Below are 18696 nucleotides of genomic sequence, written 5' to 3'. Positions count from 1 at the left end.
AGATCCCTGCTGTGTGACGGAGGGGAGAGCGCGCTCTCCCCTCGGATGGGGGGTATCGGGGGGCGGGCGGGCCGGCCACGGGGGTTACGGGCGGCCCCGCGCCGCTACTTCAGGAGACCGGCCTCTTCGCACGCCGCCTTGTACTTGGCGGTGCAGATCTGGTCGACCTTGTAGATCCCGTCCTTGATGACGGTGTCCTTGATGTTCTCCTTGGTCAGCGAGACCGGAGTGATCAGCGTCGCCGGGATGTCCTTGGTGGTGGGGCTGTCGACCGTGTTGGACTCGTTGACCTTCTCCCCGCGGCCGAGCGCGACGGCCATCTCCGCGGCGGCGGTGGCCTCGTCCAGGTAGGACTTGTAGACGCTCATGTACTGCTCACCGGAGACCACCCGGCGCACGCCCTCGATTTCGGCGTCCTGGCCGGTGACCGGGGGCAGCGGGTCGACGCCGCCGCTCTTGAGCGCGGTGATCGCGCCGCCCGCCATGCTGTCGTTGGCCGAGTAGACGCCGACGATGTTGTCCTTGCCGAGCGAGGAAATGGCGCCCGTCATGGCCTCGTTGGCCTTGTCCGCCAGCCAGCGGTCCACGTCGTAGGACTTGCCGATGTTCACCTTGCCCTTCAGCACGGAGAGGGCGCCCTTCTTGAACATGGCGGCGTTGGGGTCGGCCTCCCAGCCGTTGAGCATGACGATCTTGCCGCTCTTGGCCTTGCTGCCCAGCGCCTTGAGCAGCGCCTGGCCCTGGACCTTGCCGACCGTCTCGTTGTCGAACGAGGTGTAGGCGGAGACCGGGCCCTCGGCGAGCCGGTCGTAGGCGACCACCGGGATACCGGCCTCGTCGGCCTTCCGGACCGAGCTGGCGATCGACTTGGAGTCCACCGAGTCGAGGATGATCGCGTCAACCTTCTTGGTGATCATCGAGTCGACCTGCTGCTGCTGGAGCGAGGGGTCCGACTTGGCGTTGACGTAAACGATCTTGCAGTCCGCACAGATCGCCTTGACCTTCTCGGTGACGAAAGGCCGGTCGAAATTCTCGTATCTCGCCGTCTGGTCCTCGGGCAGTAGCAGCCCGATGGTGAGCGGACCGGTCTTCTTCTTCTCATCCGACTTGTTGTCGCCGGCCTCCTTCGCCGAACCACATGCGGCGAGGGCGACAGTCATGGAGACGACAGAAGCGGCGAGGGCGACGCGACGCATCGTTGCGTTCATTGGGGGTGACCTCCCTGACGAGGCCGCGTCATTGCGGCCGAGGTGGCTCGAAGTCAACTCGGCCGCCAACATGGCGTCAAGAAGTAAATCCTTAACGAGATGGCAACGGTGCCATTCGTTATCTGAGTGAACGCAGCCGTACAGGACGGATAGACGGAGCGTGACCGGACAAAGGCGTTCAGGCAAGACCTGAGCCACCAGCCGCGGTCCCCCCGGCGGTCAGGTGAGGGCCGGAGTCCCCGCCGAGAGCGCCCCGTCCAGCAGCGTCGAATCCCCCATCTCGCTGAGCACCAGCGCGAGTGCGCCCAGCACCTCGGCCCGGCCGCCGAGCGCCCCGGGCATCACCGACAGCTGCTGGGCCGCGCTGGGGATCGCGTACCGCGCGACCGACTCCCGGATCGGGCCCAGCACCAGCTCCCCCGCCTCGGCGAGATGGCCGCCCAGCACCATCCGGCTGGGGTTGATCAGATTGCAGAGGTTGGCCACCCCGCTGCCGATGTGCCGGCCGACGTCCGCGATCACCCGCCGGCAGCCCGGATCGCCCTCGCGGGCCAGCTGCACCATGCGCTCCACGGTGAGATCCGCGCCATGGCTGGAATGCAGCAGCGGCAGCACATACCGGGCCGCGGTGAAGGTCTCCAGACAGCCGCGGTTGCCACAGCGGCACACCGGTCCCGACTCGTCGAGGGTGATGTGGCCGATCTCGCCCGCCGTGCCGCCGGGGCCGCGGTAGATCTTCCCGCTGATCACCAGCCCGGCGCCGACACCGTCGGCGACCTTGATGTACGCGAGGTCGCCGACCCCGCGCCCGGACCCCCAGACCAGCTCGCCGAGCGCGCCGAGGTTGGCGTCGTTGTCCACATGCACCGGCACCCCGAGCCGCTGGGCCAGGTCGTCGCGCGGATTGGTGCCCGCCCAGCCCGGCAGGATCGCGGTCGAGCCCAGCGTGCCGGTCTCCACATCGATCGGGGCGGGCACGCCCAGACCGACGCCGACCACCTTGTCCTGGCTCAGGCCGCTGGCCGTGATCAGCCTGCTGACCAGCTGCTCCGCCCGGTCCAGCCCCTGCGAGGAGGAGGCGTCCACATCCAGCGGCTCGGCCTCCTCGGCCAGCACCTGATGGGCGAGGTTGCCGATGGCGACGCGCAGATGCGTATGGCCGAAGTCCACGCCGACGACGATGCCCGCGTCCCCGCTGAGCGAGACGCTGCGCGCCCGGCGGCCGCCCGCCGAGGTGGGGGTGACCTCGACCGTCCCGCCGTCCTTGAGCTCACGCACGATGTTGGAGACGGTGGCGGCGGACAGCCCGGTGGACCGGGCGATCTCCGCCTGGGTCAGCGAGCCCGCCATGCGCACCGCACGGACCACCCGCTCGAGATTGGCCCGGTGCAGCGACGACTGCGATCCCGGAGTCTCCACGCCCATCCACTCCCGCCTTCGCGAGCGGCACGACGGCCGCTCCGCAGGCCGGACCGCAGCAGTGAGGCCCGGCTGTGTCTCCAACATGTGAACTCTAAGCTGAGCCGCCACGGTTGTCCCACGTCAAGTCCCTGACCGCCGCGGAACGGCTCGCACGCCCCTCCCGATGTCCTCCGCCCGGCACGAGGCATATCCTTCGCCCGCCACGCGGCCGTGTCCACGCCAGCGTACGACCGGCCCGACCAGGCGAAACACCCTGGGGAGCGCACAGCCGCGAACGGCCCCGTCCTCTCCGTCGCGCGGGTCACGCGGAAAGGACGGGGCCGTACGGGAAGATGTCCGGTGCCCCTACGTGGGCGCGCCCGCTACTTGAGCGCCCCCGCGGTCAGGCCCGCCTGGACCTGTCGCTGGAAGAGGATGTAGACGGCCAGGACCGGCAGCATCGCCAGCACCAGACCGGCGAACAGCGCGGACCAGTCGCCCTTGTACTGCTGACTGGCCGCGAGCTGCACCAGCCCCTGGGTGAGCACACGCTTGTCCTCGTCGGTGTTGAGGACCGTGGGCAGCATGTACTGATTCCACTGGCCGAGAAAGTTGAAGATCCCCACGCTGATCAGTCCGGGCTTCGCCATCGGCAGCATGACCTGGAAGAACGTACGGGTGTGGGAGGCCCCGTCGATCAGGGCCGCCTCCGCCACCGAGGACGGCAGCGTCTTGAAGAACGAGGTCAGGAAGAAGACCGTGAACGGCAGCGAATAGGCGATATAGACCAGAATGAGCCCATGGAAGGTGTTGAGCAGGCTCATGTTCTTCATCACGAAGAACAACGGCACCAGCGCCAGGATGATCGGAAAGCTCATCCCGCCGACGAACATGAAATAGATGAACCGCTTTCCCGGGAATTCGAACCGGGCCAGGATGTACGCCGCCATCGAGCCCAGCAGCATCGTGCCGATGAGGGAGCAGCCCACCACCAGGATCGTGTTGAGGAAGAAGTCGCCGATGTTCGACTTGCTCCAGGCCCGGGACCAGTTGTCGAAGTGCAGGGCGGAGGGCAGTCCCCAGGGCGAGGTGAAGATCTGCTTGTCGGTCTTGAGGGAGCTCATCACCGCCCACAGCAGCGGCAGCGTGACCAGCAGCCCCCAGATCACCAGGATGCCGTGCGAGAAGACGTTGAGGACCCGGCCCTCGCTGCCGATCCGGCCCTCGGCGGCCGGGCCCGGCGGCGGCTGCTTGCGGACCGGCCCGGTGGGCGGCGCCTGGTCCTCCTTGGTGACGCCCGGGAGCTCCGAGGGCTGCGCGTGCGAGGTCACTGTGGTACCCCCAGATCGGCGGTCGGGCGGCGGTGGCCGGGTGCGGTCGGTGTGCTCGGCATCAGTACTCCAGCCGTTCGCGCCGGCCGAGCCTGGTCACGATGACCGCGAAGACCAAGGTGACGATGAGCATCGCGACGCCGATCGTGGTGGCCCGTCCGGCCTGCCCGTCGTGGAAGGTCTTGGTGTAGACGTAGTAGCCCATGACCTGGGTGGAGTCGGCGGGACCGCCCGGCCCGACGGTCATGATCTGCACCACGGCGAAGGCGTCGAGCGCGATGATGCCCATATAGATCCAGCCGGTCTGGACCGTGTCCCACAGCAGCGGCAGAGTGATCTTGAAGAAGGTTTTGACCCGGTTGGCCCCGTCCAGCAGCGCCGCCTCGTAGAAGTCCTTCGGGATGGAGCTCATCCCGGCGGAGAAGAGGACGACGTAGAAGCCGACGTTGCTCCAGACCATGACCGCCATCAGGCACCACAGCGCGAGCTTCGGATCGGCCAGCCACTGCTGCTGGAGCGCGTCCAGGCCGATGCCGCCGAGGAAGGCGTTGATCGCGCCGTTGCGCGGGTTGTAGGTGAACTGGAACAGCAGGGCGACGATCGCGATCGACAGCACCTGCGGAAAGAAATAGATCACCTTGTAAAGGCTCGACCCGCGCACCCCGGAGACGGCCGCGTTCTTCCTGCCCCGGCCGCCCACATTGAGCATGAAGGCGAAGAAGAGCCCGAGGCCGAGCGTCACCAGCGGCACCACCAGCAACAGCAGGACATTGTGTCCGACCGCTTTCCAGAAGATGTCGTCGTGCAGCAGCCAGTCGTAGTTCTTGAACCCGACCATTTCGAAGTCGGAGCTCAGACCGGTCCAGTCGGTGAACGAGTAGTAGATGGCCTGGACGAATGGCGAGATCACGAAGACCGCGTAAAGAATCACCGGCAGGGCCAGGAACCCCGCGATGAACCGGTACTTCCCATGCTGCATTTCTACCGACCTCGGTCTTCCGCTACGGATGGTGCCGCCGGCGACGCGTGAAGCCTCATCAGGTGTGCTTGCGCTGCATCAGACGTGCTTGTACTTCTTGACCGCGTCGTCCTTCGCCGTGTCATCGGCGAACTTCTGACACTTCTTGATGGTCTCGGCGGGGGTCATCCGGCCCGCCATCATCTCGCCGAGCGCGCCGACGCCGATCTGCTGCTTCTGAAGCGTCACGTACCAGTCCTGGAGCCGCGGGTTGACCACGTTCTTGCCCGCCTTGGTCAGCGCCTCCTGCGCGGACGCCAGGCCCGGCGGCAGGTCGAGGCCGTCGGTGCCGCCGTTGAGGGAGGAGAGCGAGGAGACCTGCTTGATGAAGTTCTTGGTGGACTTCTCACCGAGCATGATCCGCAGCAGCTCCATGCCGCCCTCGGGGTTCTTGGCCGACTTCGGGACGATGAAGGGCTCGCCGCCGGAGGCCCAGAGGGTGCCGAACGGCAGCTTGTCGCTCTTGTCGAGGCTGGAGGGCGCGCTCACCGCCATCTGGAAGTCGTCCGGCGTGGTCTTCTTCGCCTCGTTCTCCACCCAGGAGCCGTTGGGGATGAACAGCGCCTTGCCCTCGTTCCACGCGGTCTGGGACTCGATGTGGGAGAGACCGGGGGTGCCCTTGAGGATGTACCCCTTCTTGTAGAGCTCGTAGTAGGCCTCGAAGGCGGCCTTGACGGCCGGGTGCTTCCAGGCGTTCGGCTCCAGGTTGTCGATCGAGTCCAGGACCTCCCGGCCGCCGATCTTGGCGATGAAGGGGTAGAGGCTGAACGGCAGGTAGTACGGGAACTTGCCGGGGTAGGTCCAGCCCGCGATCCCCTTCTTCTTGGCCTTCTCGCAGACCTTGAGCATGTCGTCCCAGGTCTCGGGGTACTCCACGTCGAGCTTGGCGAGATTGGTCTTGGAGTACCAGACGCCGTAGACGGTGTAGGCGTAGTAGAGGATCCACACCGGCTTGCCGTCGAACTGGCCCATCTCCACGACACCGGGGCGCAGGGTCTCGCGCACCGTCTTGTTCGGGTCGTCCAGGGAAGGGGCGTCCAGCAGCGGGGTGAGGTCGGTCAGCTGGTTCTTGCCGACCAGGGTGCCCATGTCCATCTGCTCGGCGCCGGAGTTGTCGACGAGGTCGGGCGGGGTGCCGCCGTTGAAGCGCGGCTGGAGCACGGTCTGGATCTTCTGGGTGGCGGCGTGCTTGATCTTGCCCTTGGTCTTCGGGAAGGCCGCGGCGTACTCCGCCTCGGCGTCCTTGGCGTACTGCTGCCCGAAGCCGCCGTCGAAGATGACCACGTCGAGCGCGGCGCTCTCGTTCACCGCCAGGGGGTTCTTGGCGCTCTTCTTGCCCTTGTCGACCTTCTTGGAGTCGTCATCGCCGCCGCTGGCGCAGGCGGACAGCGCGCTCATCGCCGGCACGGTGATCAATCCGAGTGCCGCTGAGCGCTTGATCAGGTCACGACGGCCCACCTCTGAGGAGAATCCCATGCTCAAGTCCTCGCCTTCGTCAGGACTCAGGCGGTGTAACGGTCTCCCGTACATGCTCGCCTCCGGCGAGGGGGCCCCGACACCGCGGGTCAGTTGAAGCGTCAAGCGGAGTATTGCTGGGTGTGCGCCGGGGAGTGCGGAGGCCCGCCGAGGCCCTCCGATATGGGCCGCGGTGCGGCCTTCCCCCTGGGGCGACAGGTATAGTCCACTCGGCCGCATATGGGCAAGATCGAAAGGTCTTCGGGTTTCAGTCTTTCCCGAGTTGAGACCTGTCCGACATACCGTGGGGGAGACAGTCCGTGCGGCACGCCGCCGTGCGCTCCTCGAAAGGCGGTCTTCGTGTCCCGGAAGCAGCTCACCTTCGCCACCGGCATGGCCGTGGCCGCGACACTCGCCCTCACCGCGGGGTGCGGCTCCGACAAAGGGGGCTCGTCCGCCGGGGACAGCAAGGGCGGCGCGGCGATAGGCAAGGGCATGGCCCAACTGCCGGTGGAGCCCACCCAGGAGCCGACCGACGATCCCACCGACGACCCCTACGACGACCCGTATGACGAGCCGTCGGACGATCCCACCGGCGGCTCCGGCCTGGTCACCTCGGACGCCAAGATGGGCACGTGCGGATGGGGGTCGGACGGCAAGCCCTACGCCAACGTGGAGATCAGCAACTCCAGCTCCGACACGGCCTACTACTCACTGCTGGTCGGCTTCGTCGACAGCTCCGACGAGGTCGTGACCACCGGAACGAAGTCGGACGCGTCCGTGGCAGGCGGCGCCGACAAGACCATCAAGGTCATCGGGCTCCAGGCGGACAGCTCCCACACCGCGAAGAAGTGCCGGCTGTCGCTCGCCACGAAGTCCGACGAGACGGGCTGACGGTCCGCGATATCGCCCCGGACGAGGGCCGTACCGCCTTCATGCGGTACGGCCCTCGTCGTGCTTCCGCCGGGCTGACCCGCGTCGACGGCTGTCCGCATCCTTGACACCACCCTCCCCCTGCCTCCCTACTTATCACTGCCCGACCCAGTGGACAACGTTGTCAGACTCGTTGAGAGGCTGAGTAGCTGAGTATGCGACAGAGACAACCACTAAGACGATGGCGTGGGATCGGACGGCCGGCCGCCCTGGTGGCGGCCGTCGTACTGGCGATGACCGCCCAGGGCGGCGCGGTCGCCGCCCCCGCCGACCCGGCCTCCGCGCACCACGCCGACCGCACGTTCGCCTCGTCCTTCGAATCGGACGACCCCCAGCCCGACTGGCGCAACACCGTCGAGACCGGCCCCGACGGCGAGAAGAAGGCGTCGGGGGTGGACGGAAGCTACTCCGCCGGGATACCCGGCAACGTCACGGACAAGGTCACCGAGGTCCGGGCGAGCGGGGAGAACACCGCGGGCGGGGAGACCAAGGAGAACCTGGTCGACGGCGAGGTCACCACCAAGTGGCTGGCCGTCGACACCACCGCCTGGCTCGAGTTCGACCTGAGCGAGCCGGTCGAGGCCGTCCGCTACGCCCTCACCTCCGCCAACGACGCCCCCGGCCGGGACCCGAAGGACTGGACCCTCAAGGGCTCCGCCAACGGCTCCGACTGGACGACGCTGGACACCCGTAAGGACGAGACCTTCTCCTCGCGCCAGCAGACGCGGGAGTTCACCTTCGACAACGGCACGGCGTACCAGCACTTCCGGCTGGAGATCAGCCGCAACGCCGGGGACGACCTCATCCAGCTCGCCGAGGTGCAGTTCGCGAACGGCGACACCAGTACGCCCGCCCCCTCCGACATGCGCACCCAGATCGACCGCGGCCCGACCGGCTCCCCCACCGCCAAACCCAACGCGGGCTTCACCGGCACCCACGCCCTGCGTTACGCGGGCACCCACAAGCCGGACGGCCGGGCGTACTCGTACAACAAGGTCTTCGACGTCGACACGGCCGTCACCCGGGACACCTCGCTGTCCTACCAGATCTTCCCGTCGATGCCCGAGACGGACCTCAACTACCCGGCCACCCACGTCTCCGTCGATCTCGCCTTCACCGACGGCACCTACCTCAGCGAGCTGCCCGGCGCGGTCGACCAGCACGGCGCCCGGATGAGCCCGCAGGGCCAGGCCGCCGCCAAGACGCTCTACGTCAACCAGTGGAACCACGTGGAGTCGCGGATCGGGTCGGTCGCCGCCGGCAAGACGGTGGACCGGATACTCGTGGCCTACGACTCCCCCAAGGGCGCCGCGCAGTTCCGCGGCTGGGTGGACGACGTCTCGATCGCCCCCAAGGCCCCCGAGAAGCCGCTGGGGCACCTGTCCGACTACGCCGTGACCACCCGCGGCACCAACTCCAGCGGCAGCTTCTCGCGCGGCAACAACTTCCCGGCCACCGCGGTCCCCAACGGCTTCAACTTCTGGACTCCGGTGACCAACGCGGGCTCCACCGACTGGCTCTACCAGTACGCCCGCGCCAACAACGCCGACAACCTCCCCACCATCCAGGCGTTCAGCGCGAGCCATGAGCCCAGCCCCTGGATGGGCGACCGGCAGACCTTCCAGGTGATGCCGTCCGCCGCGGCCGATGTCCCGGACGCCTCCCGGACCGCCCGCGCCCTGCCCTTCCGCCATGAGAAGGAGACCGCCCGCCCCTACTACTACGGGGTGACCTTCGAGAACGGCCTCAAGGCGGAGATCGCGCCCACCGATCACGCCGCGGCCATGCGGTTCACCTATCCGGGCCAGGACGCGAGCGTTCTCTTCGACAACGTCAACAACAACGGCGGGCTGACCCTCGACGCCGAGCACGGCGTCATATCCGGCTACTCCGACGTCAAGAGCGGACTGTCCACCGGCGCCACCCGGATGTTCGTCTACGGGGTCTTCGACGCCCCGGTGAGCGCGAGCGGCAAGCTGGAGGGCGGCGGCGGCAAGGACGTCACCGGCTACTTCCGCTTCAAGCCGGGCAAGGACCGTAAGGTCACCCTGCGGCTGGCCACCTCCCTCATCGGCGTCGACCAGGCGAAGGCCAACCTCGACCGGGAGTTGCCCGCGTCAAGGTCGTTCGAGCGGGTCAAGCGGGCCGCGCAGAGCGCCTGGGACGACATCATGGGCCGTATCGAGGTCGAGGGCGCGGACCACGACCAGCTCACCACGCTCTACTCCAGCCTCTACCGGCTGTACCTGTATCCCAACTCCGCCTACGAGAACACCGGGACGACGGCGAAGCCGCGGTACCAGTACGCCAGCGCCTTCTCCCCGGCCACCGGGGAGAACACCCCGACCCACACCGGCGCGAAGATCGTCGACGGCAAGGTGTACGTCAACAACGGCTTCTGGGACACCTACCGCACCACCTGGCCGGCCTACTCCCTGCTGACCCCGAAGCGGGCGGGCACGATGGTCGACGGCTTCGTCCAGCAGTACAAGGACGGCGGCTGGATCTCCCGCTGGTCCTCACCGGGCTACGCCGATCTGATGACCGGCACCAGCTCGGACGTGGCCTTCGCCGACGCGTATCTGAAGGGCGTGAAGTTCGACGCCGAGGCCGCGTACGAGGCGGCCCTGAAGAACGCCACCGCCGCTCCGCCCTCGTCGGGCGTCGGCCGTAAGGGCATGTCCACCTCGCCCTTCCTGGGCTACACGAGCACCGAGACCCACGAGGGCCTGTCCTGGGCGCTGGAGGGCTATCTCAACGACTTCGGCCTCGCGAAGATGGGCGAGGCGCTCTACGCGAAGACGAAGAAGGCCCGCTACAAGGAGGAGTCCGAATACTTCCTGCACCGCGCGCAGGGGTATGTCTCGCTCTTCGACGACAAGGCGGGCTTCTTCCAGGGCAAGGACGCGGCGGGGAAGTGGCGCGTCGACTCCGATAAGTACGACCCCCGGATCTGGGGCAACGACTACACCGAGACCAACGGCTGGGGCTACGCCTTCACCGCGCCCCAGGACAGCCGGGGCCTGGCCAACCTCTACGGCGGCCGGGCGGGCCTGGCCAAGAAGCTGGACACCTACTTCTCCACACCGGAGACCGCCTCCCCCGAGTTCGTCGGCTCCTACGGCGGCGTCATCCACGAGATGACCGAGGCGCGGGACGTCCGCATGGGCATGTACGGCCACAGCAACCAGGTCGCCCACCATGTGACGTACATGTACGACGCGGCCGGCCAGCCGTGGAAGACCCAGGAAAAGGTGCGCGAGGTGCTCTCCCGCCTCTACACCGGCAGCGAGATCGGCCAGGGCTACCACGGCGACGAGGACAACGGCGAGCAGTCCGCCTGGTACATCTTCAGCTCGCTCGGCTTCTATCCGCTGGTGATGGGCGGTTCGGAGTACGCGGTCGGCTCGCCGCAGTTCACCAAGGCCACGGTGCACCTGGAGAACGGCCGCGACCTCGTCATCAAGGCCCCGCGCAACAGCCGGACGAACATCTACGTCCAGGGCCTGAAGGTGAACGGCACGGCATGGAACTCCACCGCCCTGCCGCACGAGATCCTCGCCCGGGGCGGCACGCTGGAGTTCACGATGGGCGCCAAGCCGTCGAAGTGGGGCACGGGGAAGAACGCGGCACCGTCCTCCATCACCCAGGACGACAAGGTGCCGACACCGCGCCACGACCTGACGGTGCCCAGCGGCGGCACGGCGCTGCTGGACAACACCTCGGGCACGGAGGCGACGTTCGAGTCCGTGGACCTGCCGGTCACGGAGGCGGGCCGCGCGGTCCAGTACACCCTGACCTCGTCGGACCGCGGCAAGGCGCCGACCGGGTGGGTGCTCCAGGGCTCGCGGGACGGCAAGGACTGGAAGGACCTGGACCGGAGGTCGGATGAGTCCTTCACATGGGACAAACAGACCCGTGTCTTCTCGGTGCGCACGCCCGGGACGTATGAGCACTACCGGTTGGTGGCGAACGGCAAGGCGACGCTGGCGGAGGTGGAGCTGCTGAGCTGACCGATTCGCGTCGACAAACGCGGGCCGTGGCCGCCGCTTCCGACGGCCACGGCCCGCCGTGCGGTGCGGCCACGCGCCGCGTGTTGTACGGGCGGCCGCACACCGCGTGTTGTACGGTGCGGGGCCGTCTGCCCCGCCGTCTCGCGCCTTCGGCGCCATTGAGCACGGGCGGCGGGGTGGGCGGCCCCGCACCGCCGCCGGCCGACGACCGGTGGGGGCGGAAGGCTGGTGGGCGCGCCTCCCTGCGCGGCCACCGCGCGGGGCGCCGACCGGGAATGCCAGGATGGGCCGCATGGCCACCGTCCTGGCGTTCCACGCCCACCCCGATGACGAGGCACTGCTGACCGGAGGCACGCTCGCCCGGCTCGCCGACGAGGGGCACCGGGTGGTGCTCGTGGTCGCGACGGACGGCCTGATGGGCGCCGTCCCGGCGAACGGCGAAGCACCCCGCATGCGCGAACTGCGGACGAGCGCGGCCGTGCTCGGGGTCGACCGTGTCGTCCACCTCGGCTACGCGGACAGCGGCCACGGCCCGCTCCTCTACCCGGACCCGCCGGACCGTACGCGCTTCGCGCGGGCGGATACGGAGGAGGCGGCGGAGCGGCTGGCGGCGGTCCTGCGCGCGGAGGACGCGGCGATGCTGATCGGGTACGACGCCAACGGCGGCTACGGCCACCGCGACCACGTCAAGGTGCACGAGGTGGGGCGGCGAGCCGCCGAACTGGCCGGGACCCCGAGGGTGCTGGAGGCGACGATGCCGCGCGACACCGCCGAGCGCCTGGTCCGGCTCGTACGGCTGCTGCGGATACCGCTGCGCTTCGACCCCGACGAGCTCAGCATGCGCTTCAGCGCGCGCTCGGCCATCACCCACCGCTACGACGTGCGCCGCTACGCCCGCCAGAAGCAGGCGGCCCTGGCCGCCCACCACTCCCAGCTGAACGGGACCGGCCGCATGAGCGCCGTCATGCGGACGATGACCCGGCTACCGCTACCGCTCTTCGGGTTGCTGCTGGGCCAGGAGTGGTTCATCGACACCTCCAGCTCCCGGCCCGCGCAGCGCTAGCCTTCGGCGAACAGCTCCTCCGTGCGGGAGACGGTCGCGGCCCGGTCCACCCAGGTGCCGAGGACATCCATGTCCTTGCACGACTCGATGCGCTCACGCATCTCGTCGGTGACCTCAAGGCCCCGCCCCTTGAGGAAACGAAGGAGATCACTGGCGCGCACCTCTGCGAAGGCGTGCTGGGCTTGCTGGGAACGGAAGTAGTTCATCAGCGCGGGCATCAGGTCTCTCCAGATCTCTCGTGCCGGGGTGTTTCCGAGACCGGCTTCGACGAGTTCGGCGTAGATGACCCCCTGAACGGGGTCAAGGCTGCTGAGCGTGGTCGCAAGCACCTTCAGTATGGCATCGATGTTTTCGCTTCTACTGTGTGTAATCGCGGAGAAGGCAGCGATCGGGATGTCCCGGGCCACCTCTCTCGCATCCGTGACAACGGGGACGTTACCGGGCCCGAGAACGAGCGGGCGGACCGTCATGGACGGGTAGTCGGGGATGCCGAGCGTGATCGGGCGGGCGGCCCAGCGGGCTGTGGCCTCGTCCGGGCAGAGCACGATCAACACCGGCTGGTGGCCGAATTTCGCGTGCATGTACGAGAGGTAGTAGGCCCAGGCCGCCGGCTTCTTCGGGTCTCTTCTGCTCTGCGACTCGATGGCGAATAAATACGTGCCGTCGCCCTTGGTCTCGACCTGGAGCAGGGTGTCCACGCGTCGTTCGACGGGTGCGATTTCAGTGAGGTCGGGACTGACGACGAACGTTTTGCTCGCGTCCGGGAACGGGACGCCGAGTAGCTGTCTGAGCGCTCGGACGATGGCCCCGGTGTCCTCCTGGAAAATCCGGTGGAGGGCTTCGTGTGAGGAACTGACCATGCGTTGAACGCTAAAGACATGTCGGCAATTGCCGATGGCAATTGTGCTGGCTTCACTCGAACGTATGCAGCAGTCATTGAGGGTTGACTCGGTCAAGGTTTCGCCGGGCCGCCCTCGGCAGGGCGGCCCGGCGAACCGTGCGGGGTGGTCCCGAAAATCAGCCGCGGGCCACCGCGAAGACGTGCAGGTCCGCGTTGTCCGGCAGGGTGATGCTCTTGATGGTCTTGCCCTCCGGCGCCTGGAATGCCTTCGTGGCGAAGATGTACGCGTCCACCACGTCCTTGTCGCCGCCGCTGATGTTGCGGTACGCGGTCTTGGCGACGGTCACGTTCCCGTACTGGACCGTTCCGCCGCCGCCACCCACCGTCCAGTCGGTGAAGGACAGGTCCGTGGTGTCCGTGGTGCCGTCCGTGTAGGCGACCTTGGCCGTGGCCTTCTGGTTGCCGTTGACGGCGCTGCCGATGAAGGACAGGGCGGTCGAGGCCGGGAGGTCGATGGTCTGGCCGGTGGCGGAGGCGTTGTCGGGGCGGCCGGCCGGGGAGGCGGGCCAGGTGAAGTCCAGGCCCTGGACGGTGGCCATGGCGCCCGGTTCGAGGCCGGCGGCGGCGAGGGCCTGCCGGGAGTAGCTCCAGCCGCCGCCGTCGTAGTCGCCCTCGTCGTGCTCGCCGTCGTCGTCGGTCGCGCCGACGTTGTTGTACGCGGCGAGCAGGGTGCCGGGGGCGGCGACGGTGAGCGTGATCGGCTGGACGACCTCGGTGTCCTCGCTGGTCACCGTCACCTTCGCGTCGTAGAAGCCCTCGGCCGTGTCCTTCCCGGCGCGCAGCGAGATCTCCACCGCGCCGTCCGGCCCCACCGTCCCGGAGGCGGGTGAGGTGGTGATGCCGTCGGGCGCGTCGGTGGTGAAGCGCACCTCGGGGCGGTCGCCCTCGCTGACCGGGACGGCGGCCACCTTCACGGTCAGGCTCTCGCCCGGGGCCAGCGTGCCCGTGGTCGGCCCGACGCCGATCTGGTACGGCTGCTCGCCCTCGCGGAAGGAGGGCGGGGCGTCGGACGCGGACGCGCCCCAGGCGCGGTCGGGGGCGTCGGACAGGGTGTAGTCGAGCGTTCCGCCGTGCTGGACGAAGGACTCCGGCAGCCAGGGGCGGTCACTCGCCCGCCCGTTCACCTTCAGCGACTGGACGTACGGCGCGTCGGGCGCGGCCTGCGGGGCGCGGATGGAGATGTCCCGGCCGCCGCGCTCGATCTCGATCCGCGGGAAGAGGGGTGAGGCCAGGACGAGTTCGGCGCGCGAGGGCACCTGCGGGTACATGCCGAGGGCGGAGAAGACATACCACGAGGACATCTCGCCGAGGTCGTCGTTGCCGGGGATGCCATCGGGATCGGTGGTCCACAGCTGACGCATCGCGGCGCGCACGGTCTCCTGGGTCTTGTACGGCTGCCCGGCGTACGCGTACAGATACGGGACGTTGATCGACGGCTCGTTGTCCAGCTCGGACTTCTCACCGCCCGCGCCCGTCAGCGCCCAGCCCCCGTCGGCGTCGTGGAAGAAGGCGTCCAGCCGCTTGATCGCGGCGTCCTTACCGCCCATGGCGGCGAACAGACCGGCGGGGTTGTGCTGGACCATCCAGGTGTACTGGGCGCTGGTGCCCTCGACGAAGCCGTTGCCGGTGGCCGGGGTGAAGCCGGTGACCCAGCTGCCGTCGGCCTTACGGTTGGCGATGTAGCCGCCGGTGGCGGGGTCGGCGGCGGCGTTGAAGGTGTTCTGCCACCACTGGGCGCGGCGGGCGAAAGTGTCGGCGGTGGACTTCCGCCCCGCGGCCCGCGCCAGCTGGGAGAGGGCGAAGTCCGCGCCGGACATCTCCAGGGTCTCGGCCGCACCGCCCCAGGCGTTGGAGACGGACGGCATGTAGTGCAGCTTCAGGTACTTGTCGAGGGAGGGCCGCTGGCCGACCGACATGATGGGCTTGCCCGCCGGGCTGAGGTCCTTGTCCGTCGGCACGGTGGCCGCCTTGACCAGCGAGTCGAGGGCGGCGTCGAGGTCGAAGCGGGTGCCGCCGAAGGCCCGGATGCCGGCGAGGGCGGCGGGCGACGGATCGCCGTTCATCACATGCGTCCCGGAGGCGCCCTGGAGCCAGCGGTCCCAGACGCCGCCGTTCTGCTGGGCGAGGTTGAGCAGGGACTGGGCGATGTCGGAGCCCTTGTCCGGCTCCAGCAGGGTGAGCAGCTGGACCTGGGAGCGGTAGACGTCCCAGCCGGAGAAGGTGCCGTACTGGGCCCGGTGGCCCCGGCTCACCCGGTGCACCTCACCGTCGCCGCCCCGGTACCGGCCGTCGGTGTCGCTGATGACGTTGGGGTGCAGCAGGGAGTGGTAGAGCGCGGTGTAGAAGGTGGTGCGGTCCGCGTCCGCGCCGCCGCCGACCCTGATGGCGGACAGCTGCCGCCGCCAGGCGTCGTACGCGGCGGTCCGCACCTGGTCGAAGCCGCGCCGCGGCGGGTTCTCGGCGGCGAGGTTGGCACGGGCGCCCTTGTCGCTGACGTAGCTGATGCCGACCTTGACGCCCACCTGGCGGGTGCCCGGGGCGAACTGGAGATAGCCGCCGGAGCCCTTGCCGGCGACCGGACGGCCGTCGCTGCCATAGCCGGTGCCGCCCTCGGCGCTGGTCGTGCCGGGCCGCAGGGTGCCGTCCTGCCAGGTGCCCTGGGCGGTGAACGGGGTGTCGAACGTGGCGGTGAAGTGCAGCGTGTAGTAGCTGCGGCGGCCCTCGGGGTCCAGGTAGCCGCAGAAGTTGCCGCTGGTGACCGAGCCGGAGACGGTGCGGTGCGCCGGGTCGATGGTGAGGTCCGCGTCGGTGCTGCCGACCTCGGAGGAGGAGGTGCGGATCAGCAGGGACGCGGTCTTGTCCGCGGGGTAGGTGAAGCGGGCCGAGCCGGTACGGGCGGTGGCGGTCAGGTCCGCGCCGGCGCCGGAGGCGAGGCCGACCTTGTAGCGGCCGGGTTCGGCGGTCTCGTCGGAGTGGCTGAAGTCGGCGGCGTAGACCTGGTCCTTGGTGTCGGCGGAGGGTGAGGAGGTGACCTCGCCGACGTAGGGGAAGAAGGGGATGTCACCCGCGCCGCCCGCGCAGCCGGTGCCGGACATATGGGTCAGGCTGAAGCCGCGCACGCGGGTGGCGTCGTAGTGGTAACCGCCGGGCGCGGCGGTGCGGGTGGCGTCACCGCGGGTGTTCTCCGGGCTCCACGACAGCATGCCGAAGGGGACGACGGCGCCGGGGAAGGTGTCGCCGCCGGCCGCGCTGCCGATCAGCGGATCGACGTACGCCGCCGGGTCCTTGACCAGCGTCGGCGGCGCGGCGGCCGACGCGGGCGCGGTGGCCGCGGTGGCGAGCAGCCCCGCGGTCAGGGCCGCGGCCGCCAGGGCGGCCAGGGGTCTTGAGGGCATTGCGGTCCTACCTTGTCGGAAGGGCCGCGATCACCGGGTCGAACAAGCCGTGGGGACCGTACCGCACGGGGGCCGTCGGCCGTAAGGGTGCCGGACGGTCTTGACACAGGCACCCGGTTGGCGGCGTACTGATCATTACAGCCACACTGACAACGTTGTCGCGTTCGCCGGTCGAGCAAGCCGCTTCCGCGTACCCGACAACCCCTCATCCGACGCGCCATCATGGGCGCATGATCCTCCGCCAGCTACGTGACACCGACGAGGACGCCGAGGCCGCATGGGAGGTGGTGGCCGCCGCCTTCGGGGACTCCGCCGCCCTCGCGGACGCCGCCACCCCCGCGGGTCAGGACGGATGGCCGCCGGGGTACGTCGCCGAGGTCCACGACCGGCACCGGCACCTCGCCCGCACCGACCCGGGCGGCTGCTGGATCGCCCTGGACGAGACCGGCATGCCGCTCGGCGTGGCGGTGTCCGCGCGGCGCGAGGGCACCTGGGGGCTTTCGCTGCTCGCCGTGCTGCCCCGTGCCCAGCGGCAGGGCGTGGGACGGGAGTTGCTGGCCGCGGCGCTGCTGTACGGACGGGGCTGTCTGCGCGGCATCATCCGCGGCTCGGAGGACTCGCGCGCCGCGGGCGTCTACCGGCGGGCGGGATTCGCCCTGCATCCGGCGATGCGGCTGCGCGGCACCGTCGGTCCGGAGACCAAGGAGCGGCTGTCCCCGCCCGACGGCGCGGTACACGAGGGGGTGGCCCGCCACCGCGACCTGCTGGACTCGGTGGACCGCCGCACCCGGGGCGGCGCGCACGGCGCCGACCACGAACTGCTGCTCACCCAGCGGCGGCTGCTGGTCGTGGACGACCTGGCGGGCAGCGGCTACTGCTACGTGAGCGACGACGGCGAGATCGAGCTGCTGGCCGCGACCTCGCGGCGGCTGGCCAAACGGCTGCTGACGGCGGCCCTGCTGTGCCTGCCGGAGGGCGCGGAGGCCCGGGTCCCGGGGCTGACGGCCGAGCAGCAGTGGGCGGTGGACGTGGGCCTCGAGGCCGGGCTGGAGCTGTCCACAAGCGGCTATGTGTGCCTGCGCGGCATGCCACCGCCGACGCCGTACATCCCCTCGGGGACGTTTCTCTGACAACACCGGCGGTGCTGGGGCACGCCAACGGTCCCGGGCCGCGCCAGCGGTCTTGGGCCGCGCCAGCGGTCTTGGGCCGCGCCAACGGTCTTGGGCCGCGCCAACGGTCCCGGACCACGCCCAACGGTCCCGGACCACGCCAGCGGTCCCGGAACACGTCGGCCGTCCCGGACCACGCCAACAGTCCCGGAACACGTCGGCCGTCCCGGACCACGCCAACGGCCTCGGGCCGCGCCAACGGCCCTGGGCCGCGCCAGCCGTCCTGGGCCGCGCCCAACGGTCCCGAGCCGCGCCAACGGCTCCCGGAACACGCCAGCGGCTCCCGGACCGCCCACGCTGATCCCGGACCACGCCAACGGCCTCGGGCCGCGCCAACGGCCCTGGGCCGCGCCAGCCGTCCTGGGCCGCGCCCAACGGTCCCGAGCCGCGCCAACGGCTCCCGGAACACGCCAGCGGCTCCCGGACCGCCCACGCTGATCCCGGACCACGCCAACGGCCTCGGGCCGCGCCAACGGCCCTGGGCCGCGCCAGCCGTCCTGGGCCGCGCCCAACGGTCCCGAGCCGCGCCAGCCGTCCTGGGCCGCGCCAACGGTCCCCGACCACACCAACCGTCCCCCACCACGCCAACGGTCCCGGACCACGCCAACGGTCTCCGGCCGCCCACGCGGACCCCGGACCACCTATGCGGACCCCCGCCGCGCCCACGCGGACCCCGGGCCGCATACGACGCGCGGCGGGCGGCCGCCGCCGAGGGCGGAGGTGGGCGGGCGGCCGGGCTGCGGGCCGCTCGGGCGGCGGCGAGGGCGTGGCGGGCAGGCCCGCCGGCACGGCCGCGCCGGGCGCGGCGC

11 protein-coding genes are annotated in these 18696 nt (G+C 69.6%); 4 read left to right on the top strand and 7 right to left on the bottom strand.

Annotation, left to right across the window (positions count from 1 at the left end; genetic code table 11):
* Positions 1-104: 104 nt before the first annotated feature.
* The 5 genes from PS467_RS30730 to ngcE form a co-directional block, all read right to left on the bottom strand.
* Positions 105-1208 (bottom strand): substrate-binding domain-containing protein, encoded by a 1104-nt coding sequence (locus PS467_RS30730; RefSeq protein ID WP_311037927.1) that lies wholly within the window; start codon positions 1206-1208, stop codon positions 105-107.
* A 219-nt stretch (positions 1209-1427) separates the two neighbouring features.
* Positions 1428-2627: an ROK family transcriptional regulator gene (locus PS467_RS30725; protein WP_268977156.1), complete on the bottom strand. Its 1200-nt coding sequence runs from the start codon at positions 2625-2627 to the stop codon at positions 1428-1430.
* Positions 2628-2992: 365 nt separating this feature from the next.
* Entirely contained in the window at positions 2993-3826 is an 834-nt protein-coding gene (locus PS467_RS30720; RefSeq protein ID WP_268977155.1) for a carbohydrate ABC transporter permease, read from the bottom strand.
* Positions 3827-4001: 175 nt separating this feature from the next.
* Positions 4002-4919: a carbohydrate ABC transporter permease gene (locus PS467_RS30715; protein WP_268974922.1), complete on the bottom strand. Its 918-nt coding sequence runs from the start codon at positions 4917-4919 to the stop codon at positions 4002-4004.
* Between the two features lie 78 nt (positions 4920-4997).
* On the bottom strand, positions 4998-6434 hold the full coding sequence (gene ngcE, locus PS467_RS30710; protein WP_268974921.1) for an N-acetylglucosamine/diacetylchitobiose ABC transporter substrate-binding protein: 1437 nt from the start codon (positions 6432-6434) through the stop codon (positions 4998-5000).
* Between the two features lie 339 nt (positions 6435-6773).
* Here ngcE and PS467_RS30705 point away from each other — a divergent pair, with 339 nt between their 5' ends.
* The 3 genes from PS467_RS30705 (at position 6774) to PS467_RS30695 (ending at position 12422) form a co-directional block, all read left to right on the top strand.
* The gene (locus tag PS467_RS30705; RefSeq protein ID WP_311037926.1) at positions 6774-7307 is read left to right on the top strand and encodes a hypothetical protein; all 534 of its coding nucleotides are present in this window, start codon (positions 6774-6776) and stop codon (positions 7305-7307) included.
* A gap of 194 nt (positions 7308-7501) precedes the next feature.
* Positions 7502-11359 carry a GH92 family glycosyl hydrolase gene (locus PS467_RS30700; RefSeq protein WP_311037925.1) on the top strand — a complete coding sequence of 1286 codons (3858 nt, stop codon included), beginning with the start codon at positions 7502-7504 and terminating at the stop codon, positions 11357-11359.
* A 292-nt stretch (positions 11360-11651) separates the two neighbouring features.
* Positions 11652-12422 carry a PIG-L deacetylase family protein gene (locus PS467_RS30695; protein WP_311037924.1) on the top strand — a complete coding sequence of 257 codons (771 nt, stop codon included), beginning with the start codon at positions 11652-11654 and terminating at the stop codon, positions 12420-12422.
* On the opposite strand, the gene PS467_RS30690 is transcribed toward PS467_RS30695, so the two are convergent.
* Positions 12419-13282: a hypothetical protein gene (locus PS467_RS30690; protein WP_311037923.1), complete on the bottom strand. Its 864-nt coding sequence runs from the start codon at positions 13280-13282 to the stop codon at positions 12419-12421. The genes PS467_RS30695 and PS467_RS30690 overlap by 4 nt on opposite strands.
* A gap of 157 nt (positions 13283-13439) precedes the next feature.
* Entirely contained in the window at positions 13440-16718 is a 3279-nt protein-coding gene (locus PS467_RS30685; RefSeq protein ID WP_311037922.1) for a GH92 family glycosyl hydrolase, read from the bottom strand.
* A gap of 230 nt (positions 16719-16948) precedes the next feature.
* Between PS467_RS30685 and PS467_RS30680 the strand changes: the two genes are divergently transcribed.
* A complete protein-coding gene (locus PS467_RS30680) occupies positions 16949-17848 on the top strand; it encodes a GNAT family N-acetyltransferase (RefSeq protein WP_311037921.1) in 900 nt (299 codons plus the stop codon).
* The last annotated feature ends 848 nt before the right edge of the window (positions 17849-18696 follow it).

It is taken from the genome of Streptomyces luomodiensis (assembly GCF_031679605.1).
Classification (GTDB): domain Bacteria; phylum Actinomycetota; class Actinomycetes; order Streptomycetales; family Streptomycetaceae; genus Streptomyces; species Streptomyces luomodiensis.
This window is presented reverse-complemented; position numbering and strand designations above follow the sequence as displayed.

Bases quoted from the DNA above. Each gene is read 5' to 3' on its own strand.
- PS467_RS30680 (WP_311037921.1), top strand. From the start codon at position 16,949: ATGATCCTCCGCCAGCTACGTGACACCGACGAGGACGCCGAGGCCGCA.
- PS467_RS30695 (WP_311037924.1), top strand. From the start codon at position 11,652: ATGGCCACCGTCCTGGCGTTCCACGCCCACCCCGATGACGAGGCACTG.
- PS467_RS30715 (WP_268974922.1), bottom strand. From the start codon at position 4,919: ATGCAGCATGGGAAGTACCGGTTCATCGCGGGGTTCCTGGCCCTGCCG.
- PS467_RS30690 (WP_311037923.1), bottom strand. From the start codon at position 13,282: ATGGTCAGTTCCTCACACGAAGCCCTCCACCGGATTTTCCAGGAGGAC.
- PS467_RS30685 (WP_311037922.1), bottom strand. From the start codon at position 16,718: ATGCCCTCAAGACCCCTGGCCGCCCTGGCGGCCGCGGCCCTGACCGCG.
- ngcE (WP_268974921.1), bottom strand. From the start codon at position 6,434: ATGGGATTCTCCTCAGAGGTGGGCCGTCGTGACCTGATCAAGCGCTCA.
- PS467_RS30730 (WP_311037927.1), bottom strand. From the start codon at position 1,208: ATGAACGCAACGATGCGTCGCGTCGCCCTCGCCGCTTCTGTCGTCTCC.
- PS467_RS30700 (WP_311037925.1), top strand. From the start codon at position 7,502: ATGCGACAGAGACAACCACTAAGACGATGGCGTGGGATCGGACGGCCG.